This is a genomic window from Streptomyces sp. NPDC048560 (genome assembly GCF_040650955.1).
Lineage (GTDB): Bacteria > Actinomycetota > Actinomycetes > Streptomycetales > Streptomycetaceae > Streptomyces.
Genome location: NZ_JBEZIJ010000007.1, coordinates 422,585 through 446,213 on the forward strand (window position 1 = coordinate 422,585; position 23,629 = coordinate 446,213).

The 23,629-nt window shown below is 71.8% G+C and carries 19 protein-coding genes; 14 read left to right on the forward strand and 5 right to left on the reverse strand.

The window, feature by feature from the left end; all coding sequences use genetic code 11:
* The first annotated feature begins 10 nt into the window (after positions 1-10).
* Entirely contained in the window at positions 11-1,102 is a 1,092-nt protein-coding gene (locus AB0C82_RS21135; RefSeq protein WP_362844138.1) for an NDP-sugar synthase, read from the forward strand.
* Positions 1,103-1,204: 102 nt separating this feature from the next.
* Entirely contained in the window at positions 1,205-2,218 is a 1,014-nt protein-coding gene (locus AB0C82_RS21140; RefSeq protein WP_362844140.1) for a DNA-3-methyladenine glycosylase 2 family protein, read from the forward strand.
* Between the two features lie 51 nt (positions 2,219-2,269).
* On the opposite strand, the gene AB0C82_RS21145 is transcribed toward AB0C82_RS21140, so the two are convergent.
* From AB0C82_RS21145 to AB0C82_RS21155, 3 genes are read right to left on the reverse strand one after another with little or no spacing between them, the layout of a single operon-like run.
* Positions 2,270-3,592 (reverse strand): coenzyme F420-0:L-glutamate ligase, encoded by a 1,323-nt coding sequence (locus AB0C82_RS21145; RefSeq protein WP_362844143.1) that lies wholly within the window; start codon positions 3,590-3,592, stop codon positions 2,270-2,272.
* Complete coding sequence (cofD, locus tag AB0C82_RS21150; protein ID WP_362844146.1) at positions 3,589-4,545, reverse strand: 2-phospho-L-lactate transferase; 957 nt, start codon at positions 4,543-4,545, stop codon at positions 3,589-3,591. The genes AB0C82_RS21145 and cofD overlap by 4 nt, the downstream gene beginning before the upstream one ends.
* 13 nt (positions 4,546-4,558) lie before the next feature.
* Positions 4,559-5,059 carry a cysteine dioxygenase family protein gene (locus AB0C82_RS21155; RefSeq protein ID WP_362844148.1) on the reverse strand — a complete coding sequence of 167 codons (501 nt, stop codon included), beginning with the start codon at positions 5,057-5,059 and terminating at the stop codon, positions 4,559-4,561.
* A gap of 701 nt (positions 5,060-5,760) precedes the next feature.
* Here AB0C82_RS21155 and AB0C82_RS21160 point away from each other — a divergent pair.
* The 3 genes from AB0C82_RS21160 (at position 5,761) to AB0C82_RS21170 (ending at position 11,692) form a co-directional block, all read left to right on the forward strand.
* On the forward strand, positions 5,761-6,024 hold the full coding sequence (locus AB0C82_RS21160; protein ID WP_003968728.1) for a WhiB family transcriptional regulator: 264 nt from the start codon (positions 5,761-5,763) through the stop codon (positions 6,022-6,024).
* 350 nt (positions 6,025-6,374) lie between these two features.
* Positions 6,375-10,175: a glycosyltransferase gene (locus tag AB0C82_RS21165; RefSeq protein ID WP_362844151.1), complete on the forward strand. Its 3,801-nt coding sequence runs from the start codon at positions 6,375-6,377 to the stop codon at positions 10,173-10,175.
* Positions 10,172-11,692, forward strand: a complete 1,521-nt coding sequence (locus AB0C82_RS21170) for a DUF5719 family protein (protein ID WP_362844153.1) — start codon at positions 10,172-10,174, stop codon at positions 11,690-11,692. Before AB0C82_RS21165 ends, AB0C82_RS21170 begins: the two co-directional genes overlap by 4 nt.
* A gap of 43 nt (positions 11,693-11,735) precedes the next feature.
* On the opposite strand, the gene AB0C82_RS21175 is transcribed toward AB0C82_RS21170, so the two are convergent.
* Entirely contained in the window at positions 11,736-12,164 is a 429-nt protein-coding gene (locus AB0C82_RS21175; RefSeq protein WP_362844253.1) for a metallopeptidase family protein, read from the reverse strand.
* Positions 12,165-12,484: 320 nt separating this feature from the next.
* Between AB0C82_RS21175 and AB0C82_RS21180 the strand changes: the two genes are divergently transcribed.
* The 8 genes from AB0C82_RS21180 to AB0C82_RS21215 all read left to right on the forward strand — a co-directional run bounded on the left by AB0C82_RS21180 (position 12,485) and on the right by AB0C82_RS21215 (position 21,124).
* Entirely contained in the window at positions 12,485-12,862 is a 378-nt protein-coding gene (locus AB0C82_RS21180; protein WP_362844155.1) for a DUF3499 domain-containing protein, read from the forward strand.
* A gap of 181 nt (positions 12,863-13,043) precedes the next feature.
* Entirely contained in the window at positions 13,044-14,411 is a 1,368-nt protein-coding gene (locus AB0C82_RS21185) for a phosphomannomutase/phosphoglucomutase (protein WP_362844158.1), read from the forward strand.
* Between the two features lie 424 nt (positions 14,412-14,835).
* Complete coding sequence (locus tag AB0C82_RS21190; RefSeq protein ID WP_362844161.1) at positions 14,836-15,018, forward strand: Trm112 family protein; 183 nt, start codon at positions 14,836-14,838, stop codon at positions 15,016-15,018.
* Between the two features lie 161 nt (positions 15,019-15,179).
* Positions 15,180-16,313, forward strand: a complete 1,134-nt coding sequence (locus AB0C82_RS21195; protein WP_362844164.1) for an SIS domain-containing protein — start codon at positions 15,180-15,182, stop codon at positions 16,311-16,313.
* A gap of 85 nt (positions 16,314-16,398) precedes the next feature.
* Complete coding sequence (gene manA, locus AB0C82_RS21200) at positions 16,399-17,562, forward strand: mannose-6-phosphate isomerase, class I (protein ID WP_362844167.1); 1,164 nt, start codon at positions 16,399-16,401, stop codon at positions 17,560-17,562.
* 87 nt (positions 17,563-17,649) lie between these two features.
* On the forward strand, positions 17,650-18,630 hold the full coding sequence (locus tag AB0C82_RS21205; RefSeq protein WP_362844169.1) for a cation diffusion facilitator family transporter: 981 nt from the start codon (positions 17,650-17,652) through the stop codon (positions 18,628-18,630).
* Between the two features lie 270 nt (positions 18,631-18,900).
* Complete coding sequence (ahcY, locus tag AB0C82_RS21210) at positions 18,901-20,358, forward strand: adenosylhomocysteinase (RefSeq protein WP_362844172.1); 1,458 nt, start codon at positions 18,901-18,903, stop codon at positions 20,356-20,358.
* 148 nt (positions 20,359-20,506) lie between these two features.
* Positions 20,507-21,124, forward strand: a complete 618-nt coding sequence (locus AB0C82_RS21215) for a hypothetical protein (RefSeq protein WP_362844174.1) — start codon at positions 20,507-20,509, stop codon at positions 21,122-21,124.
* Here the strand turns inward: AB0C82_RS21215 and AB0C82_RS21220 are convergent.
* Entirely contained in the window at positions 21,121-22,062 is a 942-nt protein-coding gene (locus tag AB0C82_RS21220) for an RDD family protein (RefSeq protein ID WP_362844177.1), read from the reverse strand. The two genes, AB0C82_RS21215 and AB0C82_RS21220, sit on opposite strands and share 4 nt — an antisense overlap.
* 119 nt (positions 22,063-22,181) lie before the next feature.
* On the opposite strand from AB0C82_RS21220, the gene AB0C82_RS21225 reads away from it, so the two are divergent.
* The gene (locus tag AB0C82_RS21225; protein WP_362844180.1) at positions 22,182-23,189 is read left to right on the forward strand and encodes a stage II sporulation protein M; all 1,008 of its coding nucleotides are present in this window, start codon (positions 22,182-22,184) and stop codon (positions 23,187-23,189) included.
* Positions 23,190-23,629: the final 440 nt, after the last annotated feature.

Genomic DNA, 23,629 nt, shown 5'->3' on the forward strand with positions numbered 1-23,629 from the left:
AGACAGTGCTGTGACAGAGGCAAAAGAAGCGATCCTCCTGGTCGGCGGCAAGGGCACCCGGCTGCGTCCGCTCACGGTGCACACCCCGAAGCCGATGGTGCCCGCCGCGGGCGTCCCGTTCCTCACCCATCAGCTGGCCCGTGCCAGGGCTGCGGGCGTGGAACACATCGTGCTCGCGACGTCGTACCTGGCGGAGGTCTTCGAACCGCACTTCGGCGACGGTTCCTCGCTCGGCCTCTCCATCGAGTACGTCACCGAGCGGGAACCGCTCGGCACCGGGGGCGCCATCCGCAACGTGGCGTCCCGGCTGACTTCGGGGCCGGACGAGCCGGTGCTCATCTTCAACGGCGACATCCTCACCGGCCTCGACATCCGCGCCCTGGTCACCTCGCACGCCACGTCAGGCGCGGACGTCTCCCTGCACCTCACCCGGGTCGAGGACCCGCGCGCCTTCGGCCTGGTGCCGACGGACGCCACGGGGAGGGTCACCGCCTTCCTGGAGAAGCCGCAGACGGCCGAGGAGATAGTCACCGACCAGATCAACGCGGGGGCCTACATATTCCGCCGGTCGGTCATCGACACCATCCCGGCCGACCGCCCCGTCTCCGTGGAACGCGAGACCTTCCCCGGGCTCCTCGCCTCGGGTGCCCACCTCCAGGGGATGGTCGACTCCACCTACTGGCTGGACCTCGGAACCCCCCAGGCGTTCGTACGCGGCTCCGCCGACCTCGTCCTCGGCCGCGCCCCGTCCCCGGCGGTCCCGGGCCGCTGCGGCGACCGCCTGGTCCTGCCCACCGCGTCCGTGGCCCCGGACGCCAAGCTCACCGGCGGTACGGTCATCGGCGACCGCGCGGTGATCGGTGAAGGCGCCAGGATCCACGGGTCCACGGTGCTCGCCGACGCGGTCGTGGAACCCCACGCCGTGATCACGGACTCCCTCGTCGGTGAGGGCGCCCGCATCGGCAGCCGCACGGTGCTGGCGGGCGCGGTCATCGGCGACGGAGCCCGCGTGGGCGCCGACAACGAACTGCGTGACGGAGTCCGGGTCTGGTGCGGCGCCACCCTCCCGGACGCCTCGGTCCGCTTCTCGTCCGACGAGTGAGAGGCCACGGCCCGGCCGGCCCTGGCACCCTCCTCCACCCCCTGCTCCGGGCCGGCCGGCCTTACCCTCGATAGGCAACCCCGACTTTCGAGGACCTCACCCGTGGCAGGACGTTTCGTACCCCGCACCCACCGAGCGGCGCTTCCGCACCAGGCGAAGACGCCGGTCGGTGACGCCCGGCCCGTGGTGTCGGAGGCCGTCACCCGGCACTGGACGCCGCCGGGGGCGCTGGACCTGCGGCTGGTGCTCGGTCCGCTGCGCCGCGGCCCGGCGGACCCCACGTTCCGGGCGCTTCCCGACGGGTCGTTCTGGCGGTCCACCCGTACGCCCGCGGGCCCCGGCACGCTCCACGTCACCGCCCGGGACGGCCGCGTCGAGGCGTCCGCGTGGGGCCCCGGCGCGCAGTGGCTCCTCGACCAGCTCCCGGAGCTGCTCGGCGGGACGGACGACCCGGAGGCCTTCCGCCCGCGCCACCGGCTCCTCGCCCTGTCCCTGCACCGCCGCCCCGGCCTGCGGCTGCTGCGCACCGGTCTGGTCCTCGAATCCCTGATCCCGTCGATCCTGGAACAGAAGGTCACCACCGACGAGGCGTACCGCGCCTGGCGCCTCCTGCTCCGCGCCCACGGCACCCCGGCCCCGGGCCCGGCGGGTCCCCGCTTCGCCCAACTCCAGCTGCACGTGATGCCGGACGCGCGGACTTGGGCCCTGATACCGTCCTGGGAGTGGCACCGCGCGGGGGTCGACGCCAAACGCTCGGCGACGATCCTGCGCGCGGTACGGGTGGCGCGCCGGCTGGAGGAAGCGGCGGCGATGCCTCTGCCCGAGGCCGCCGCACGGCTGGAACTGATCCCGGGCATCGGCCCCTGGACGTCGGCGGAAACCCTCCAGCGCTCGAACGGAGCCGCCGACGCGGTCTCCGTCGGTGACTACCACCTGCCGGGCATCGTCGGCTTCGCCCTGGCGGGAAACAGGGACGCCGACGACGAGGAGATGCTGGCCCTGCTCACCCCGTACGAGGGCCAGCGCCACCGGGCGGCCCGCCTGATCCTGCTCTCGGGCCACACCCCGCCCCGCAGAGCCCCCCGGATGACCCCCCGCGACATCGCGCCCCTCTGAGGGCGCGTCCCGGGGGCGGCCCGAGGAACTCGGCACCACCCCCGGCCGGCCTCAGCGCACGGCTACGAAGCCCTCCACCGCCCGGACTCCCCGCTCAGCGGGCGCGGCCCCCGCATGGCCCACGGCCACCGCACCCAGCGGGTCCCAGGAGTCCGGCAGGTCCAGCACCTCACGCACCACGTCCCGGCAGAACATCGTCGAGGACACCCACGCGGAGCCGAGCCGCTCGCCCGCCAGCGCCACGAGGAAGTTCTGCACCCCGGCGCCCGCCGCGACCACGAACATCTCGCGCTCCGCCGCGTCCCTCCGCGCGTCCCCGTACGTGTGCGAGCCGTCCATCACCAGGCACGGCACCGCCAGGTACGGCGCCCGGCGCAGCACGTCGCCCCGCCGCACCCGCCGTTCGATCGACTCCTCGCTCTTGCCGTCACGCCGCAGATCCGCGATCCAGGCATCCCGCATCGCGTCCAGCAGCCGGGTCCGCGACTCCGCCGACTCCAGCAGGACGAAGCGCCACGGCGTCGTGTGGTGCGGCGCCGGAGCCGTCACCGCGGCGGCCACCGCACGCCGGACCGCCCCCGGGTCCACCGGCTCGTCGGTGAACTCCCGCACCGTGCGCCGCAGGGTCACCGCTTCCCGTACCGCCTCCGACGTCCCGAGCCGGAACATGTCGTCGGCCGCTCCCCGCACCATCGCGCGGGCACCCGCATCGCCGTCGGCGGACCCCGCCACCAGGTGCGAAAGCCCCCGCACCACCGCTACCGGCAGCCCCGCCGCCTTGCCCTTGACCAGGTCACCGGCCGAAGCGAGCTCGTCCGCCGTGGCGACGACCGTCGCGCTCAGGGGATTGCCGAACGCGTCCGTGCCGCCGCGCAGGTCGTCCAGCACCCGGACCCCAGCCGCCCCGATCGCGACATCCGTCAGGCCGTTGCGCCAGGGGCGCCCGAAGGTGTCCGTGACGATCACCCCGACCGACACCCCGAGCGTGTCCCGCAGCCCGTCCCGGATCAGCCTGGCCGAGGCGTCGGGGTCCTCGGGCAGCAGCAGGACCGTCCCGGCCGGGGTGTTCGACGCGTCCACACCGGCCGCGGCCATGATCAGGCCCTGCCGGTTCTCCACGATCCGCAGGGTCCCGCGCCGCGCGACCACGCGGACCGTCTCGGCGTCGATCGCGGCCTCCCGGTCGGCGGCCCGCACGATCCGGCCCTCCGCCTTGGAGACGATCTTGGAGGTGACGAGCAGGACGTCCCCGTCCACCAGTCCCGGCTCGGTGCCGGCGATCAGCTTCGCGAGATCGTCACCCGCGCGCACCTCGGGGATCCCCGAAAGCGCCCACACCCGGAACGAGGGCGCGTCGGCGGGAGCGTCACTCATGCGCGCACCTCCTCGGCGAGCGCCAGCGCCTGACGTGCCATCTCGGCCGTCGCGTCCACGTCCGTCATCATCAGCGGCACGGCCAGGCACCGGATGCCCGCGGCCTCCACCTCACCGACCGCACCCGCGTCCACCGTGTCGACGAGCCACCCGTCGAGCAGCCCGGATCCGTAGTGCTGCGCCACCGCGGCGGCCGTCGTCTCGACGCCCACCGCGGTCAGCACCTTGTCGGCCATGCCGCGCACCGGCGCGTTGCCGACGATGGGGGAGAGGCCGACGACCGGAACCCCGGCCTCGGCGATCGCCTCCCGGATCCCGGGCACGGCCAGGATCGTGCCCACCGACACCACCGGGTTCGACGGCGGGAAGAGGATGACGTCGGCCTCCGCGATCGCGTCGAGCACGCCGGGTGCAGGCTTGGCCTGCTCCGCGCCGACCGGCACGATCGCCTGCGCGTCCACCGAGGCGCGCAGCTTCACCCAGTACTCCTGGAAGTGAATGGCCCGGCTCTCGCCGTCTACGTCGACAGCCACATGCGTCTCGACCCGGTCGTCGGTCATCGGCAGCAGCCGGACCCCCGGCTTCCAGCGCGCACAGAGCGCCTCCGTCACCGCGCTCAGCGGATAACCCGCGCCGAGCATCTGCGTACGGACGATATGGGTCGCGAAGTCACGGTCGCCGAGCCCGAACCACTCCGGTCCCACGCCGTACGCCGCGAGTTCCTCCTTGACGTGGAAGCTCTCGTCGGTACGCCCCCAGCCCTGTTCCTCGTTGATGCCACCGCCGAGGGTGTACATCACGGTGTCCAGGTCGGGGCAGACCTTCAGCCCGAACAGATGGATGTCGTCGCCGGTGTTGCCGATCACCGTGATGTCCGCGTCTGGCGCGGCCTGTTTGAGGCCACGCAGGAAACGAGCACCACCGATACCGCCGGCCAGAACCACAATGCGCATGGACAGCAGTTTGTCAGGCGGGTACGACATCCACGGCCGCCGGGGCGCACTGCGCCGCGTGCATGGGCATGTCGGTCAGGCCGGGGAAGTAGACGTGCAGGCTGACGGCCGGTTCCAGCGAGTCGTTGACGACCTCGTGGACGTAACCGGGCGCGAACACGCGCTGCGCACCGGCGTCCAGGGCCCGCGCCTCGCGGCGGGTGTGCTCGGTCAACCGGCCTTCCAGGACGGTCAGTACGCCGGACGAGAGGCCGTGGTCGTGGCGTCCGCTGCCCTGGCCCGGGACCCAGCTGAGCAGCCAGACCTCGTAACCCGGTCCGGTGCGGAGCCGGTGGTACCAGCGGCTCGCGGTGTCGTATCGGACGAGGGGCGCCCACTGGGCGCGGTCGGCCGCGATGGAACGGGCCAGGCCGACGAACTCGGCCACGGTGGAGGGGTGCTCGCGGGCGGGCTGCAGGAGGTGCTGGACCTCAAGGATGTCGCCGGCGATCTGAAGGTCGCTGTCGCTGTTCATCGGTGCGGTGGTTCCTCGGCGTGGGGTGGCACGTGCGGGGGGTGTCGCGTGGGGAAGAGGCGCGGGGCCGACGGGTCGCGGGAGCAAGGTGTCGCGCGGCGGTCGTCGAGCTGAAACGAAGAGCTGGATCAGAGCTGGAGCACTGGGGCATCAACAGCTGTGACAGCTGGAACAGCAACAGCGGGCCTGGACAGCGCTGCGGAACCCACGGACGTGGGTCACGGACATCGCTGCGGTCGCTGGCATGAAGTCAAGGAGACCGGCTCTCTGCACCTCTGTCAACCCAATGCCCGCTTTGGGGGCAATGTTTCACCTCATCCGGTTGCGTCGTCCGGAGAAAGGTTTGTGCAGCCGTCTCAGCGGAGATGTGGCGCATCAACCGCACCGTTAAACGCCGTTGAGGTCCCGTGACCCGACTGTGATCTTGATCGCTTCGGTGATCGAATCGCAACAATGCGGGGGTCCCGGTCGTCTCACACGGTGAGAACGCATGGCGCGCCAGCCGCATGGCATATGTCAGGTTTTTGACGATTTGAACACTTTCCGCATACGCTTGGTCCCGCAGAGTGAATCCCGGGGCCAATACCAGATCTTCGCTTGACTGGCACGGAGATACACACTTGTAATTTCACTCGTGTCGTTCGGCCGTAATCAGCAACGGCCGCAAACACGGGGACGCAAGAGACAGACGAGGGGCGCACATGACCGAGCTGTTCCAGCAACTGCTGGTCGAGGACGCGGACGAGGAACTCGGCTGGCAGGAGCGCGCACTGTGCGCACAGACCGATCCCGAGTCCTTCTTTCCCGAGAAGGGCGGGTCCACCCGCGAGGCCAAGAAGGTCTGTCTCGCTTGTGAGGTCCGGTCCGAATGCCTTGAGTACGCGCTCTCCAACGACGAGCGGTTCGGTATCTGGGGCGGGCTTTCCGAGCGTGAGCGGCGGCGCCTCAAGAAGGCCGCCATCTGACGGCCGTGCGCATCTGACAGCCGTACGACGGTCCCGCCGGGAGTCGACCACTCGTCGCCCGGGACCCACCGGCCGCGACCGCCGGAGCGTGACCAGGCCGATGGCCCGTGGTCCGGACCCTGCCCCACAGGGTCCGGACCACGGGCCATCGCCATGTCCGGACCCGCCTGTCCGCGCCCTGGAACCGGTGCCCAGGGCCCCGTTCCACCGCTCGGCGCCGCCCCGGTTATCCGTACCGTTAGTGTGGGGCCCCGTCCGAGATGCGCCAACGCCCCGCCGGGGCGCGCGTGTACACCGATGCAGCCCCCGGGGGGACGCCCCCCGGACCCGGCCGGAGGGCCCGTACCTCGATGTCCGTGCACAGCCACTCGGCGGCGCCGAATGCGGCCGCCGCCGCCCCAGAGTTCCCCCGGCACGTCGTCACCGCCGTGCTCGTCTCCCACGACGGCGCCCGATGGCTGCCCGACGTGCTCGCCGGGCTGCTCGGGCAGGAACGCCCCGTACAGAACGTCGTCGCGGCCGACACCGGCAGCGCCGACGACTCCGCCCGGCTGGCCACCGAGGCCCTCGGCGACGAGCGGGTCCTCCATCTCGCACGCCGTACCGGCTTCGGTACCGCCGTCGACGAGGCGGTCCGTACGGCCGGTGTCCTCACGCCCGAAGAGCTGCCGTACCTGAAGCGCCCCAGCGGCTGGGACCCCGTCACCCGGTCCTGGCGCGACGACGCGTACGACATGCCCGACCTCCCGCACGGCGAACCGGTCCAGTGGCTCTGGCTGCTGCACGACGACTCGGCGCCCGAGCCCGACGCGCTCGCCGAGATGCTCCGCGTCGTCGACGGCGACCGTCATGCCGCGATCGTCGGACCCAAGCTGCGCGGCTGGTACGACCGCAAACAGCTGCTCGAAGTCGGCGTCTCCATCGCCAACAGCGGGCGCCGCTGGACCGGACTCGACCGCCGTGAGCAGGACCAGGGCCAGCACGACCAGGTCCGCACGGTGCTCTCCGTCTCCTCCGCCGGCATGTTGATCCGGCGTGACGTCTGGGAGGAGCTCGGCGGCTTCGACCGCAGGCTCCCCCTCATGCGTGACGACGTGGACCTCTGCTGGCGCGCGCACACGGCGGGACACCGGGTGCTCATCGCCCCCGACGCCGTCCTGCGCCATGCCGAGGCGTCCGCGCGCGAACGCCGCCCCATCGACTGCGCGGGACGCTCCGTCTCCAGCCCGCACCGCGTCGACAAGGCGGGCGCCGTCTACACGATGCTCGTCAACGCCGGCACCAGGGCACTGCCCTGGGTCCTGCTCCGCCTGGTGGTCGGCACCCTGCTCCGTACGCTCGCCTACCTGGTCGGCAAGGTCCCCGGACAGGCCGTCGACGAGGTCACGGGGCTCCTCGGGACCCTGCTGCGGCCCGGCAGGATCTTCGCCGCCCGGCGCAGCCGCGGCAGAGCCGTGGTCGAGGCCGGCGAACTGCGCTCCCTGTTCCCGCCGCCCGGCGCCACCGTCCGCGCCACCGTCGAACAGGTCGCCGACAACTTCGGCGCCCGGTCCGAGTCCGAGTCCGGCGGTTCACGGCACGGCGCCGTCGAGTCCGGCCCCGGGGGCGACGACGCCGACTTCATGGAGGTCGAGCAGTTCGCCCGGCTGAAGCGCATCGCGCGCAGGCCCGGTCCCGTCCTCTTCGCACTTCTCCTGCTCGTCTCCCTCATCGCGTGCCGGGGCCTCCTCGGCAGCGGCGCCCTCGCGGGCGGGGCGCTGCTGCCCGCGCCCGGGGACGTCTCCGAACTCTGGGGGAGGTACGCGGACGGCTGGCATCCGGTCGGTACGGGCGGCACCCAGACGGCGCCGCCCTACCTCGCCGTGATCGCAGCCCTGTCGGCCCTGTTCCTCGGCTCCACGGGGTTCGCGCTCACCCTGCTGCTGGTCTGCTCGGTCCCGCTGGCCGGACTGACCGCGTACTTCGTCTCCCGGCCGCTCATCCAGTCGCGGCTCCTGCGGGCCTGGGCGAGCGTCGCGTACGCCTTCCTGCCCGCCGCGACCGGCGCACTGGCCACCGGCCGCCTCGGCACCGCCGTCCTCGCCATCCTGCTCCCGCTGATCGCCCGCGCCGCCGTGTCGGCCCACGGGCTGCGCGGCGCTCCCGGCTCGGGCGGCGCCCGCGGCAGCTGGCGCGCGACCTGGGCGTACACGCTCCTGCTCACCTTCGCGATGGCCTTCACCCCCATCGTCTGGCCGCTCGCGGTGGCACTCGGCATCGGTGTGCTGGTCCTGCGCAGGGACGACATCACCGCGTACGGACTCCGCTTCCTCGCCACCGTCGGCACCCCGCTGCTCGTCCTGGCGCCCTGGTCGCTGACCCTCCTGACCAGCCCGGCGAGCCTCCTCAAGGAGGCGGGCCTCGATCTGGGCGCGGGCAGCGCGTCCGCCCTCGACCTCCTCGGGATCAGCCCCGGCGGCCCGAAGGCGGCAGGCGGTGTCCTCCTCCTGGGCATCGTGCTGGCCGCCCTCGCCGCCCTGCTGCGCGGCGAGCGGCAGTTCGCGATCCGCAGCGCCTGGGCCGTCGCGCTCGTCGCCCTGCTCTTCGCGGGCCTCGCCAACGGCTCGACGTGGGCCGGACCCGCCACCCTCGTCTACGGCATCGCGCTGATCGCCGCCGCGCTGCTCGGAGCGGACGGCGCCCGGGTCCGGGTCGCCGAGCTCAGCTTCGGCTGGCGCCAGCCGGTCGCCGCCCTCATCGCCCTGGCGGCGCTGGCAGCGCCCGCGCTGGCCGCGTTCGCGTGGATGGCAGGCGGCGCGACCGGGCCGCTGGAGCGCCGGGACCCGGTGCAGGTGCCCGCGTTCGTCGCGGCCGAGAGCGTCACCCGCGACCAGCCCCGCACCCTGGTCCTCGGCGGTACGTCGCCGGAGTCCGTCTCGTACACCCTGGTCCGTGGCTCGGGCGCCCGCCTCGGGGACGCCGAACTGACCGAGTCCGGCGGCGGCAACACGCACCTCGACAAGGTCGTCGCCAACCTCGTCGCCGGCTCTGGCGCCGACCAGGGCCTTCAGCTGAGTGGCTTCGCCATCCGTTACGTCCTCGTGCGGGACGGGGCGCCGCGCCGGATGAGCCGCGTACTCGACTCCACCCCGGGTCTGAGCCGCCTCAGCCAGCTGGACGGCAGCGCCCTGTGGTGGGTCGACCGCCAGGTCGCCAGGGTCATGATCGTGCCCCCGGCCACCGAGGGCGGCACGGAGACCGAGTGGCTGTCCGTCGCGTCCAGCCCCGTCGACTCGCACACCAAGATCCCCCCGGGCGCCGCCGGCCGCGTGCTGCGGATCGCCGACGCGGCGGACCCCGGCTGGCAGGCCACGCTCGACGGGAAGGCCCTCACCGGCAAGACCGTCGACGGCTGGGCCCAGGGCTTCGAGCTGCCCGCCGAGGGCGGCACGCTCGACCTCACGTACGACGCCCCGGTCACGCACACCGCGTGGATCTGGGTGCAGGCCCTGCTCGCCGTCGTCCTGCTGGTGCTCGCCCTGCCGGGCAGGCGCCGGGTGATCGACGACGACCTGCCCGAGGACACCGAGGCCGTGGCGCTCGAACCGGTCGAGGGGGAGGGCCGCCGGGCCCGGAGGCTCCGGGCCGCCGCGCAGGCGGAGGCCGAGGACGGCCAGGAGGGCGAGGCGCCCGCACCGGAACCGACGGCGCCCGGGGAGTACATCCCGGCGCAGCAGTCCGCCGACCCGTACGCGGCGGTCCCGGACAGCCAGGACGCCTTCGCCCAGCAGAGCGACACCGCCGCGTACGCGGCGGTGCCCCAGCAGCAGTACGGCGAGTGGGACGCGCAGCAGTACCAGGGCGCCGACTACCAGCAGCAGTACCGGAGTGAGGGGTACGAGCCGCAGAGCGGGTACGGCGGCGAGCAGTACCCGGCGGCCGGTCAGTACCAGGCCGACCCGTACCAGCAGAACACCGCCTACGACCCGTACGGCTACGCACAGCAGCAGCCCTACGGAACGGGCGAAGCCCCGTACGACCCCCAGGGCCAGGGCGACTACGGGCCGCCTTCCGGCACCCGGAACGACCAGCACGACGAGCACGACGAAAGCACCGCCCCGGGCGAGGGCCCGTGGCATCCCGGTAACGCATCGCGAGGCGAGTCCGAGTGAAGTCCACACCCCTTTCCCTCATCGCGGGCGTCGTCGCCCTGGCAGCCGTCACCGGGTTCGCCGCGCTGAACGCGCCGGGCGACGCTGCCCCCGCGCAGGCCAAGGCCGCCGCCCGGCTGCCCGTCGAGCGCTCCAGCCTGCTCTGCCCGGCGCCGAGCAGCTCCGACCTGGCCGCCACGACGTACACGTCCTTCACCCCGGCGGGCAAGAGCGACGGTGAGGCCGGCGTCGCCGAGCTGAAGCCCGCCGCCGCCCTCACCGCCGAGGAAGCGGCGGATCCGGACCCCGGGAAGGACAAGAAGGCGGTGGCCGAGGCCGACAAGGCGGTCATCGCCCTCAAGGAGCCCGGCAAGCCGGCCGGTGCCGAGACCTCGAAGTCCGACGCCCCCGCCCTGGTCGGCACCGCCACGGGCCGCCTGGCACCCGGCTGGACGGCGCAGCAGACCACCGCGGTCACCGTGGGAGCCGCCCGTGGCGTGCTCGGGGCCACCTGCACAGGGCCCGGCACCGACTTCTGGTTCCCCGGCGCGAGCACGTCGAAGGCGCGCCAGGACTACGTCCACCTCACCAACCCGGACGACAGCGCGGCCGTCGCGGACATCGAGCTGTACGGCCCCGAGGGCCCGCTCAAGTCGGAGGTCGGTGACGGCATCACCGTCCCCGCCCACTCCAGCGTCCCCATGCTGATCTCCACCCTGACGACCGAGGCCGTCGAGGACGTGGCCGTCCACGTCACCACCCGTTCCGGCCGGGTCGGGGCCCTGGTCCGCGCCGCGGACGACACGGCGGGCAGCGACTGGATCGCCCCGTCCGTCGATCCCACGGGCACCCTCGTACTCCCCGGCATCCCGGCCGACGCCACCTCCGTACAGCTGGTGGCCTTCGCGCCCGGGGAGGACGACGCCGATGTGAAGGTGCAGCTGCTGGGGAAGAACGCGGCGTTCGCCCCCGCGGGGAACGACACCCTGCACATCAAGTCGAAGATGACCGCGGCCATCGACCTGCGGGACGTCACCAGGGGTGAGCCGGGTTCGCTGAGGCTGACGCCGGTGGACGCCCGGCGCGCCACCCCGATCGTCGCCGCGCTGCGCGTGGTCCGCGGTACGAAGAGCGGGCGGGAGGTCGCCTTCATCCCGGCGACCGGACCGGTCGGCGAGCGGGCGAGCGTGGCCGACAACCGGGCCAGGGGATCGGTCCTCTCCCTCACCGCCCCGGGTGCGACGGCCAAGGTCAAGGTCACCGCGTCGGCGGGCAGCGGGGGAGGCGAACCGGCCGTGAAGACGTACACGGTCAAGGGCGGCACGACACTCGCTGTCACCCCGCCGGTCCCGTCGGGCCTCAAGGGCACCTACGCGCTGACGGTGGAGACGGAGTCGGGCGGACCGGTCCACGCGGCCCGCACACTCTCCCTCCCGGAGGGCGGCGTCCAGATGTTCACGGTGCAGACGCTCGCAGACGACGGGGGCACGGTCGCGGTCCCCACGGCGCGCCAGGACCTCTCACTCCTGGACGACTGAGACGCGCGGGTACGGGCAGGAACAGGGCCTCCCGTACCCGCCCTCAGTCCTGCCCGTACCGCGGATCGACCGACTCCGGGGCGAGCCCGAGCAGCTCGGCGACCTGTTCGACGACGATCTCGTGCACCAGCAGGGCGCGTTCGTCACGGCTCTTGGTACGGATCTCGACAGGCCGCCGGTAGACCACGATCTGAGCCGGCCGCCCCTTCTCGGCGGAGACGGCACGCCCCAGTGGCACGGTGTCTCCGAGCGTTCCCGGTACGTCCATGACCTGGAAGTCGACATCCGCCAGCTGCGGCCAGCGCCGCTCCAGCCGCTCCACCGAGTCCTGCACGAGATCGCGGAACGTCTCACTCCTGCTGGCCGACATCGGCACCTGGGGCGGCGCGACGGGGCCGCGCATCCCGCGTCCATGACGGTCGCGGCGGCGGGGACGGGGCTCGGACGGGTGGGGAGGTACGGAACTGTCCATCACCGACGCAGCGTAACGCTCCGGGCGTCGAGGTGATCGCGGCTCCCGCACGGGCCTCCCAGGTGCCCAATTCTGAACATTCAGGCCAAGGTGAGTCCGGATCAGGCCCCGACTCCGACCGGCCGTCCCACGTTCGTGACCGCTCGCGTTCACGACAATGACCGGAATCGCCAGGGCGGTGGCCGGGACCCTTCTGTTGCCGCGCAGGTCAGGGCGGTTGCCCGGAAGACCGCTGTGCCGGCCGTCACAGGACGACACGTGGGGGTGAGGTGCCAAGGAGTCGTCGCAGCCCGCTCAAGAGTGCGGTACCGTCCAACATCGTGAGCCCTGTACGTCGCTGTTCGCGAACTGCGTGCGGCCGCCCTGCCGTCGCGACACTGACGTACGTCTATGCCGACTCGACTGCGGTCCTCGGCCCGCTCGCCACCTATGCCGAGCCCCACTGCTACGACCTGTGCGCCGAGCACAGCGAGCGGCTGACCGCGCCACGCGGCTGGGAAGTGGTCCGGCTCTCCGACCCCTCGGCCCCCACGCGCCCCAGCGGTGACGATCTCGAAGCGCTGGCCAACGCGGTCCGGGAAGCGGCGAGACCACATGACCGCGGGCCGGGCACCGGCAACCGCGGACCGCGCACGGCCGACCCCGTGGAGGTCGCGCGCCGCGGCCACCTGCGGGTGCTCCGCTCGCCCGATTCCTGACCCGGGCAGGACCCGCTCCACCGCGCGCCCGCTCCCGTACGGACGACCACCCGACGCGACTCCCTCCCCCTGCTCTCCGCCGCGGCGCCGCCCGACAAGCACCCCGTACCGGCCTGGATGCGGTCCTGACCGGCGCCCCGGGTAGTTTGGGCGCTCCGCAGAGACCCCAGGAGGACCGGCCGTGGTTGCTGATCTGTCGCAGCTCGTGAAGGCGTACGACGTGCGCGGAGTCGTGCCCGACCAGTGGGACGAGTCGCTGTCCGAACTCTTCGGCGCCGCCTTCGTCCAGGTCACCGACGCGACCGCGATCGTGATCGGCCACGACATGCGGCCCTCGTCACCCGGCCTGGCCGCCGCCTTCGCCCGGGGCGCGGCGGCGCGCGGCGCCGACGTCACCCTGATCGGCCTCTGTTCCACGGACCAGCTGTACTACGCGTCGGGGGCGATGGACCTGCCGGGCGCGATGTTCACGGCTTCGCACAACCCGGCCCGGTACAACGGGATCAAGATGTGCCGGGCGGGCGCGGCCCCGGTCGGCCAGGACACCGGACTCACGGAGATCCGCACGCTGGTGGAGGACTGGTCCACGAACGGCGCCCCCGCCCAGCCCCCCACCACCCCGGGCACGGTCACCGAACGCGACACCCTCACCGACTACGCGGCCCACCTCCTCGGCCTGGTCGACCTGTCCACGATCCGTCCCCTGAAGGTCGTCGTGGACGCGGGCAACGGCATGGGCGGCCACACGGTCCCCACCGTCCTCGCCGACCTCCCGCTGGATGTCGTCCCGATGTACTTCGAGCTCGACGGCACCTTCCCGAACCACGAGGCCAACCCCCTCGACCCGAAGAACATCGTCGACCTCCAGGCCCGCGTCCTGGCCGAGGGCGCCGACCTGGGCCTCGCCTTCGACGGCGACGCGGACCGCTGCTTCGTCGTCGACGAGCGCGGCGCGGGCGTCTCCCCGTCCGCGATCACGGCCCTGGTCGCAGCCCGCGAACTCGCCCGCAACGGCGGCAGCGGCACAGTCATCCACAACCTGATCACCTCCTGGTCGGTCCCCGAGGTGATCCGCGAGAACGGCGGAACCCCGGTCCGTACGCGCGTCGGCCACTCCTTCATCAAGGCGGAGATGGCCGAACACGGCGCGATCTTCGGCGGCGAACACTCGGCGCACTACTACTTCCGGGATTTCTGGAACGCGGACACGGGAATGCTGGCCGCCCTCCACGTCCTGGCAGCCCTGGGAGGCCAGGAGACCCCGCTGTCGGCTCTCCTCGCCCAGTACGACCGGTACACGGGCTCCGGCGAGATCAACTCCACGGTGGCCGACCAGGCCGACCGGCTGACCGCGATCAGGGCGGCATACGGCAACCGCGACGACATCACCTTCGACGAACTCGACGGCCTCACGGCGACGTCGAAGGACTGGTGGTTCAACGTACGTGCCTCCAACACGGAACCGCTGCTGCGCCTGAACGTGGAGGCCCGCGACGAGCCGACACTGGCGGCGGTACGCGACGAGGTCCTCACCTTGATCCGGGGCTGACCCGGCTGACCTAGGGGGGGTGAGGGCTGAGGCCCCGTGGCTCGACCGGGAGCCACTCGGTCCGGTGGGCGCCTCACCCACTCCCTCCGGGCTCTCCGGCGTTCGAGGAGCGAGGTCCGGGGCGGAGCCCCCGTTCCGGGAAGGGGCGGGTAAGGGGAGCCCCCCTGCCGGGAAGGGGCTGGTAAGGGGACAAGGCCCGCCGCAGGCGGCGACCCCACCCCAAGCCCTCCGACGCCCCCCCGCCCCACATCACCGCAGCCCCGCCCCCCGAGCTCCCCCACTCCGCCCCACGAGCCCCACCCCGCCCCGGCCGCGTCCCCGCCACCCCGGCGGTAGGCTGACGTCGCCTGATCCACGCGACCCGCACCGCACCCGCGACCGCGCCAGCGAACCGCTTGTCCGAACGCCCGAAGGGACCCACCCCATGCCGCTCGAAGCCGGCCTCCTGGAGATCCTCGCCTGCCCGGCCTGCCACTCTCCGCTCGACGACCGTTCGGCAGCCGAGACCCCCGAGCTCGTCTGCACCGGCAAGGACTGCGGTCTTGCCTACCCGGTGCGCGACGGCATCCCGGTTCTCCTCGTCGACGAAGCCCGCCGCCCCGCGTAACAGCGCGACCCGCGCCTCGCACGACAGGCGACACGTCACCCGCGACGCGCGACCCGCGACCGCGAGCCCGGGGGCACGGCGCGACCAGGTCGGCGACGACCACCGCCCGCACTCCCGTACCCGCACCCCGCACCCCGTACGGTGATCGGAGGCCCACCGCCATGCTCGACGAGTCTTTGCTCGACGCCCCGGAAGCCCTCGCCCGCGCCGACCGCCGCGCTCTGCTGCGCGGCGCCGCGGAGGCCGGCGCCCGCGTCCGTACCGCCGCCCGGCACGCCGCCGAGGCCGGTATCGGCAACCTGGCCCCCGAAGGCCGGCCGCGAGCCGTCCTCCTCGCGGGCCCCGGCGCCGCCGCATCCGGAGTGGCCGACCTGATCGGCGCGCTCGTGGGCGCCGCCGCCCCCGTCGTCCGTATCCACTCCACCGGCGTCGCCCCCGCCGCAGGCGCCCTGCGCTGGGCGCTCCCCGGCTGGGCCGGCTCCGTGGACCTGCTGCTCATCGCCACGCCCGACGGTTCCGAACCGGGCCTCGCCCAGCTCGCCGAACAGGCGTACCGCCGAGGCTGCACGGTCGTCGCCGTCGCCCCCACGCGCTCCCCGCTCCGCGAGGCCGTCGACGGCATCCACGGCCTCGTCGTGCCGATGGCCACCGCCCCGCACGGTGAGTACGACGCCGAGACCGAGGCGACAGGCCCCGGCACCCTCTGGGCGCTGCTCACCCCGTTGCTCTCCCTGCTCGACCGGCTGGGCCTCGTGGAGGCGTCCGCCGAAGTGCTGCAAAGCGTCGCCGACCGCCTCGACCACACCGCCGAACGCTGCGGCCCCGCCATCGCGACCTACAGCAACCCGGCGAAGACCCTCGCCGCCGAACTCGCCGACAGCCTGCCGCTCATCTGGACGGAGGCCGGCGCCGCAGGCCCGGTCGGACGACGGTTCGCCGCGGTGCTGACCGATCTCGCGGGCCGCCCCGCACTCGCCGCCGAACTGCCCGAGGCCATGCCCCTGCACGGCCGGCTGCTGACCGGGGCCTTCGCCGCCGGAGCCGACCCGGACGACTTCTTCAGGGACCGTGTCGACGAGCCGGAGGCGATGCGAGCCCGCGTCGTCCTGCTCAGGGGCCGCCCCACCGGCGGCCTCAGCGCCGCACCCGCGGCGCGAGAACTGGCTCTCAGCCACGACACGGCGATCAGCGAACTCGAACCGGAGGAGGGCACCGAACTGGAAACCCTCGCCGAACTCCTCGCGGTCACCGACTTCGCCGCCGTCTACGTGGCCCTGGCCTCCCGGAACCACTGACGCGCCCCCGCCCACCCACGGCCGGCGCCCATCTCCCTCCCCCCACACACAACCAATTCACCCCGCTTCCCCGAGGACGAACTCCATGGACCGGCTCTCCAACACCGTGCGCCCCTATGCCTGGGGCTCCACCACGGCCATTCCCGAGCTGCTCGGCATCGCCCCCACCGGCGAGCCGCAGGCCGAGATGTGGATGGGCGCCCACCCAGGAGCGCCGTCCATGGTCATCCGCTCGGGCGGGGCGCAGCCCCTCACCGAGGTCATCGCCGCTGACCCCGTCCGCGAGCTGGGCGAGGCGGCCGTAGCCAAGTTCGGCCCCCGCCTCCCGTTCCTCCTGAAGCTCCTCGCCGCCGGCGCGCCGCTCTCCCTGCAGGTGCACCCCGACCTCGACCAGGCCGAGCGGGGATTCGCGGACGAGGAGAACCGGGGCATTCCGATCGCCGCCCCCCACCGGACGTACAAGGACTCCAACCACAAGCCCGAACTGATCTGCGCGCTCACGCCGTTCGAGGGACTCTGCGGATTCCGCAGGCCCACCGAATCGGCCGACGCGATAGAGGCGCTCGGCGTCGATTCCCTCAAGCCGTACGTGGACCTCCTCCGCGCCAAGCCCGAAGAGGCGGCCCTTCGCGAGGTCCTGACAGCGATCCTGACCGCGGAACCGGCGGAGATGGCGGTCGCCGTCACCGAGGCCGCTGCCGCCGCCGAACGCCTCGGCGGCGCCCACGCCCCGTACGCCCAGATCGCCCACCACTACCCCGGCGACCCGGGCGTCCTCGCGGCGATGCTCCTCAACTACGTGGAGCTCCAGCCCGGCGAGGCACTCTTCCTCGGCGCCGGCGTCCCGCACGCCTACCTCGGCGGACTCGGCGTCGAGATCATGGCCAACTCGGACAACGTGCTGCGCTGCGGCCTCACCCCCAAGCACATCGACGTACCCGAACTCCTGCGCGTCGTACGCTTCGAGGCGACCGACCCCGGCGTTCTGCGCCCCGAGGCCGCCCCGTCCGGCGAGGAACCGTACGAGACCCCGGTCGACGAATTCCGCCTCTCGCGCTACGACCTCTCGCCCGGTGCCGCCCCCGTCGACCTGACGGCGGCCACCCCGCAGATCCTCCTCTGCACCTCCGGTGCCCCTCGCGTCGGCGATTTCCAACTCGCCGCGGGCGAATCCGTGTTCGTTCCGGCGGACGAAAAGGTCGAAGCATCCCTTACGGGAACGCTCTTCCGCGCGACTGTGGTGGCTTGACGTACCGTCCGCACCAGCGGCTGCAACAATGTCCGGCCGTACCGCGGCGCCCGTGCCGCAGCACCGAGGAAGGGACACCAGGCACCCATGAGCGCGTCAGGCGGAACCAAGGCGATCGTGGCGGCACTAGCCGCCAACCTCGCGATCGCAGTCGCCAAATTCGTGGCGTTCCTCTTCAGTGGCTCGTCGTCGATGCTCGCCGAGAGCGTCCACTCGCTCGCCGACTCCGGCAACCAGGGTCTCCTCCTGCTCGGCGGCAAGAAGGCCAAGCGTGAGGCCACCCCCGAACACCCCTTCGGCTACGGGCGCGAGCGTTACATCTACGCCTTCCTCGTCTCCATCGTGCTGTTCTCGGTCGGTGGCATGTTCGCGGTCTACGAGGGCTACGAGAAGATCAAGCACCCGCACGAGATCGAGGCCTGGTACTGGCCGGTCGGCGTGCTGGTCTTCGCGATCATCGCCGAGAGCTTCTCCTTCCGTACGGCCATCAAGGAGTCCAACCCCCTCCGTGGCGACCGCTCCTGGACCGAGTTCGTCCGCCGGGCGAAGGCCCCTGAGCTCCCCGTCGTCCTCCTGGAGGACCTCGGTGCACTCGTCGGCCTGATCCTGGCTCTCGTCGGCGTGAGCCTCGCCCTGGTGACCGGCGACGGCGTCTGGGACGGCATCGGCACCCTCTGCATCGGCATCCTGCTGATCGTCATCGCGATCGTGCTGGCCGCGGAGACGAAGTCCCTCCTCCTCGGTGAGTCCGCAGGCATCGATGACGTCGAGAAGATCAAGGCCGCGGTCGTCGACGGCGAGACCGTCACCCGGATCATCCACATGCGCACCCTCCACCTCGGCCCGGAAGAGCTGCTGGTGGCCGCCAAGATCGCGGTCGAGCACGACGACACCGCCACCGAGATCGCGCACGCCATCAACGCCGCCGAGACCCGCATCCGCGAAGCCGTGCCGATCGCCCGGGTCATCTACCTGGAGCCGGACATCTACAACGAGGAAGCGGCCGCCGCGGGCACCAACCCGGCCAAGACCTCCGGGGCTCCGGCCCCGAAGGATTCCGGCCACTGACCAGCGCCGACGAGCACTGACGCCCACCCCCGACGGCCCGGTGACCGCCCCAAGCCCCTGGACGGGCTGGGGCACACCGGGCCGACCGGTGTAGATTCTTATGGAGTAACAGACGTCGCTGCTGATGGCGGTCGATCGGTCCGCACCGCGGGCCGGCCGAGGGAGAGAGGGCCTCCGACGGACTGCACTGCGAACTCCCGGGCATTCGTGTGCCCGCCGCCGCAGAGCCAGCCCAGCCCACCCTCGACCCATCACGAGGAGCAGCCCGTCATGACGACGACCGCCAATCGCCAGGACTTCAAGGTCGCCGACCTTTCCCTTGCCACCTTCGGGCGCAAGGAGATCACCCTCGCCGAGCACGAGATGCCCGGCCTGATGTCGATCCGCAAGGAGTACGCCGCCACGCAGCCGCTGGCCGGCGCCCGGATCACCGGCTCGCTGCACATGACGGTGCAGACGGCCGTGCTCATCGAGACCCTGGTCGCCCTCGGCGCCGAGGTCCGCTGGGCGTCCTGCAACATCTTCTCCACCCAGGACCACGCCGCAGCGGCCATCGCCGTCGGCCCGAACGGCACCCCGGACGCCCCCGCCGGCGTCCCCGTCTTCGCCTGGAAGGGCGAGACGCTGGAGGAGTACTGGTGGTGCACGGAGCAGGCCCTGACCTGGCCGAACACCCCCACCGGCGGCCCGAACATGATTCTCGACGACGGTGGCGACGCCACCCTCCTCGTACACAAGGGTGTCGAGTTCGAGAAGGCGGGCGCGGCCCCGGACCCGTCGACGGCGGACAGCGAGGAGTACGCGCACATCCTCACGCTGCTGAACCGCACCCTCGGTGAGGCCCCGCAGAAGTGGACCCAGCTGGCGTCCGAGATCCGCGGCGTCACCGAAGAGACCACGACCGGTGTGCACCGCCTGTACGAGATGCACCGCGACGGCACCCTCCTCTTCCCGGCGATCAACGTCAACGACGCGGTCACCAAGTCCAAGTTCGACAACAAGTACGGCTGCCGCCACTCGCTGATCGACGGCATCAACCGTGCCACCGACGTCCTGATCGGCGGCAAGACCGCCGTCGTCTGCGGCTACGGCGACGTGGGCAAGGGCTGCGCCGAGTCCCTGCGCGGCCAGGGCGCCCGCGTGATCATCACCGAGATCGACCCGATCTGCGCGCTGCAGGCGGCGATGGACGGCTACCAGGTCGCCACGCTCGACGACGTGGTCGGCCAGGCCGACATCTTCATCACCACGACGGGCAACAAGGACATCATCATGGCCACGGACATGGCCAAGATGAAGCACCAGGCGATCGTCGGGAACATCGGCCACTTCGACAACGAGATCGACATGGCCGGCCTCGCGAAGATCGACGGCATCGTCAAGGACGAGGTCAAGCCGCAGGTCCACACGTGGACGTTCCCCGACGGCAAGGTCCTGATCGTGCTGTCCGAGGGCCGCCTGCTGAACCTGGGCAACGCCACCGGCCACCCCTCGTTCGTCATGTCCAACTCGTTCGCGGACCAGACCCTGGCCCAGATCGAGCTGTACACGAAGCCCCAGGAGTACCCGACCGACGTCTACGTGCTGCCCAAGCACCTCGACGAGAAGGTCGCCCGGCTCCACCTCGACGCACTCGGCGTGAAGCTCACGACCCTGCGTCCCGAGCAGGCCGCCTACATCGGCGTCGAGGTCGACGGACCGTACAAGTCCGACCTCTACCGCTACTGATCCGCCCCGTCGGCGCCACGGTCGTCACCACCCGGCGCCGACGGAGGTAAAAGCCTCAGCAGCGGCTACGAGCGCAGGCCCCCGCACCCCCGTGCCGGGGGCCTGCCCCGTATCGCACCCGCACAGCCCGAGGAACGTGAAGGACCCCATGCCCCGCGGCCGATATTCGCTCCACGATCTCCACGACCACACCCCCCTCGGCGAAGAGCACTTCCACTGCGCCCCCGGCCCCTCCGGCTGGCGTTACGTCTCCCAGACGACGGCCCCGTCCGGGGACCACCTCGGCTCCCTCGACCTCACCCTCGACGAGCTCGGCCGACCAATCCGCCTCGAAATCCATGCCAGGAGCTGGCAGGTCCGCGGTGCGGCCCTCGAAGGCGTCACCTGGGTCCGGAACGACCCGACCGGCACTCATGCCACCGAAGGCAACGTCCGCGCCCACGCCTTCTTCGGCACGTCCCCCGCGTTCCTCGTCGCCACCGCCCGACTCCTGCGCCTCACCCCCGATTCCGCCGAGACCCGGATCCGGCTGGTCACCTTCACCGACCCGGTGCTGGCCCCTCGAACCGTCGATCAGTCCTGGGCCCTGGTGAACAGTGAAGCCCACGCCACTGACAGCGGCCCCCTGATCGTGGACGAGTACCAGGTCAGCGACCTGGCCACTGGCGACAGGCACACGGTGCACCTGGCCGGCGACGTGGTCCTCTCGGCCCCCGGCATCGAGCTGGAGCACCTGGAATCACCGCCTTCGCCGACCCCGCACTAGGCAGGCGGAGCGAACCCCGTCGCAGTGCCCCCCGCAGGCTCGGCGCCGCCGCCAGGCCCGACAACCGGTGCCTGCACCGGCGCGGGCGCCACCGGCTCCGACACCGTCGCCGCCCGTGACGGACCCACCGGCGGAACCACGGGAACCCCGCCACCACCAGTGCCGAAAGCGCCACGGCCTCCGACCGGCGAAGGTGCGAAAGCCCGCCGCGCGTCCCTTGCCTGCCGCTCGTTCACCACAGCCGCCAAGAACGCCGGCGCCGGAATCCCGGCAGGCACCGGCACCCCGGTCCGCGCCGCGACATCCCCGGCCAGCCGCTCCGCCACGGACCACCCCACAGCCGCGTCGAGCTCGCGCATGCGCGTCAGGTACTGCCGGATCGCCAGCCACAGATCATCGGGAACCGACGACAGATCCAGTTGCGCGAACCGTCCGACCAGCCACGGAGGCGGCGGCGGAACCGCGACGGAACGCCCGCCCGACAGCCGTTCACGTACGACGAGCGTGCCCGCGAAGACATCACCGAGCCGCCGCCCCCGCGCCGACACCAGCGACCCGACACAGGCCACCACGCCGAACGTCAGCAGGATCTCGACGATCCCCATCGCGCCCCGGACGAGCGCGTGCCTGAACCGGATCGGCCCTCCGTCGTCGCGCACCACGCGCAGCCCACATGCCAGCTTCCCCAGCGAACGTCCGTGGCTCAGCGTCTCGACCGCGATAGGACCTCCCACCAGTATGAGGAGGAAGGTCGCCACCGCGATGGCCGCCTTCGCGGCCTCGTCGAGCGACACCGTCGCGACGGCGAGGCCGATCGAAATCACCACGAAGATCAGCAGAACCACCGCGAGGTCGATCGCTATCGCCAACGCGCGGCTCGGCAGTCTCGCCGGCCGCAACCCCAGTACGACCGCATCGCCGGTCACCAGCTCATTCATCGCGCCCACCCCTTCGCCGACCTTCCCTGCCCCTCGGAACCTCAGTCTGCCAAGCTGGCCCGCAGCGCGCCGCAGTAGTACGGACCCGTACGCACCCATGCCTGGAGCAGCAGCCGACCATGGACCTCGACGTCTTCGTCACCGCCCACCGCACCGAGTGGGACCGCCTGGACCACCTCCTGCACCGCGGAAGGCAGCTCACCGGGGCGGAGGCAGATGAACTCGTCGCGCTCTACCAGCGCACGGCGACCCATCTGTCACTGATCCAGTCCAGCGCTCCGGACCCCCTGCTGACCGCCCGCCTCACGCAACTGGTGGCCCGGGCGCGATCGGTGGTCACCGGCACCCGCAAGGCGTCCTGGCGCGACGCCGCCCGGTTCCTGTCCGCGGGGTTCCCCGCCGCCGTCTACCGCTCCCGGCACTGGTGGGTGCCCACGGCCGTACTGTCCACGCTCCTGGCGGCCCTCATCGGCTGGTGGATCGGCACGCACCCCGAGGTCCAGTCGGCCATCGCAGCTCCCGACGACCTCCGCCGGCTCACCCGCCCGGGCGGGGAGTACGAGACGTATTACTCCAGCCACCCGGCGGCATCGTTCGCGGCCCAGGTCTGGACGAACAATGCGCAGGCCGCCGCCATGTGCCTGGTCCTCGGTGCGTTCCTCTGCATACCGGTGATCTACATCCTCTTCGTCAACGTCCTCAACCTGGCCGTCGGCATAGGCCTGATGTCCTCGGCCGGCCGGCTGGACGTCTTCCTGGGGCTCGTCCTTCCGCACGGTCTCCTGGAACTGACGGCGGTCTTCGTGGCCGCAGGCACGGGCCTCCGGCTCGGCTGGACCGTCATCGACCCCGGCCCCTTCACCCGGCGCTCGGCCCTCGCCCAGCAGGGACGCGCCGCGATCGGCATGGCTATCGGGCTGGCCCTGGTCCTGTTCATCTCGGGTCTCATCGAGGGCTTCGTAACCCCCTCGGGCCTCCCGACCTGGGCCCGCATCTCGATCGGCATAGCCGCTGAGCTGGCCTTTCTCGCGTACGTCTACATCCTCGGAGGCCGAGCGGCCCGCGCCGGCGACACCGGCGACCTCGAGGCGGACGAGCGCAGCGCCGAACTTCCGTCCGCCGCCTGAGGACCGATGTGCGACGACCCTCGGCGACCTGCTAGTCTCCTCCTCGCCCACAAAAAACTGTTGACACAGTCTGCGTGGGGAGGTAGATTTAAACAGTTCACCCGGACTGGACATGTACGGGTGTGACGGTTAAGTTCATCTAGCTCGTACCGGAAGCCCAAGGCTTCCGCAGAGCCATCGATTCTCTTATTTGAAATCATCAGGCCGTTCAATCGGTCGGAATATTTCTGATAAAGTCGGATCAGCCGAAAGGCAAAGGCCCTCCAACAGGCCGTCGGAATCAAATTCGGACCGGAAACGGAACGAAATGAGTCTGGTAAGGTTGGAACCGCCGGAAAGGGAAAGCGCGAAAGCGAAGAACTGGAAAGCGAAACCCGCTTCGACCGGGAATCGGACACGAAAGAGTCTGATAGAGTCGGAAACGCAAGAACGAAGGGAAG

Coding starts and splice junctions, on each gene's coding strand:
- AB0C82_RS21145 (WP_362844143.1), bottom strand. CDS start 3,592: ATGAGTGACGCTCCCGCCGACGCGCCCTCGTTCCGGGTGTGGGCGCTT.
- cofD (WP_362844146.1), bottom strand. CDS start 4,545: ATGCGCATTGTGGTTCTGGCCGGCGGTATCGGTGGTGCTCGTTTCCTG.
- AB0C82_RS21155 (WP_362844148.1), bottom strand. CDS start 5,059: ATGAACAGCGACAGCGACCTTCAGATCGCCGGCGACATCCTTGAGGTC.
- AB0C82_RS21160 (WP_003968728.1), top strand. CDS start 5,761: ATGACCGAGCTGTTCCAGCAACTGCTGGTCGAGGACGCGGACGAGGAA.
- AB0C82_RS21165 (WP_362844151.1), top strand. CDS start 6,375: ATGTCCGTGCACAGCCACTCGGCGGCGCCGAATGCGGCCGCCGCCGCC.
- AB0C82_RS21175 (WP_362844253.1), bottom strand. CDS start 12,164: ATGGACAGTTCCGTACCTCCCCACCCGTCCGAGCCCCGTCCCCGCCGC.
- AB0C82_RS21190 (WP_362844161.1), top strand. CDS start 14,836: ATGCCGCTCGAAGCCGGCCTCCTGGAGATCCTCGCCTGCCCGGCCTGC.
- AB0C82_RS21195 (WP_362844164.1), top strand. CDS start 15,180: ATGCTCGACGAGTCTTTGCTCGACGCCCCGGAAGCCCTCGCCCGCGCC.
- manA (WP_362844167.1), top strand. CDS start 16,399: ATGGACCGGCTCTCCAACACCGTGCGCCCCTATGCCTGGGGCTCCACC.
- AB0C82_RS21205 (WP_362844169.1), top strand. CDS start 17,650: ATGAGCGCGTCAGGCGGAACCAAGGCGATCGTGGCGGCACTAGCCGCC.
- ahcY (WP_362844172.1), top strand. CDS start 18,901: ATGACGACGACCGCCAATCGCCAGGACTTCAAGGTCGCCGACCTTTCC.
- AB0C82_RS21215 (WP_362844174.1), top strand. CDS start 20,507: ATGCCCCGCGGCCGATATTCGCTCCACGATCTCCACGACCACACCCCC.
- AB0C82_RS21220 (WP_362844177.1), bottom strand. CDS start 22,062: ATGAATGAGCTGGTGACCGGCGATGCGGTCGTACTGGGGTTGCGGCCG.
- AB0C82_RS21225 (WP_362844180.1), top strand. CDS start 22,182: ATGGACCTCGACGTCTTCGTCACCGCCCACCGCACCGAGTGGGACCGC.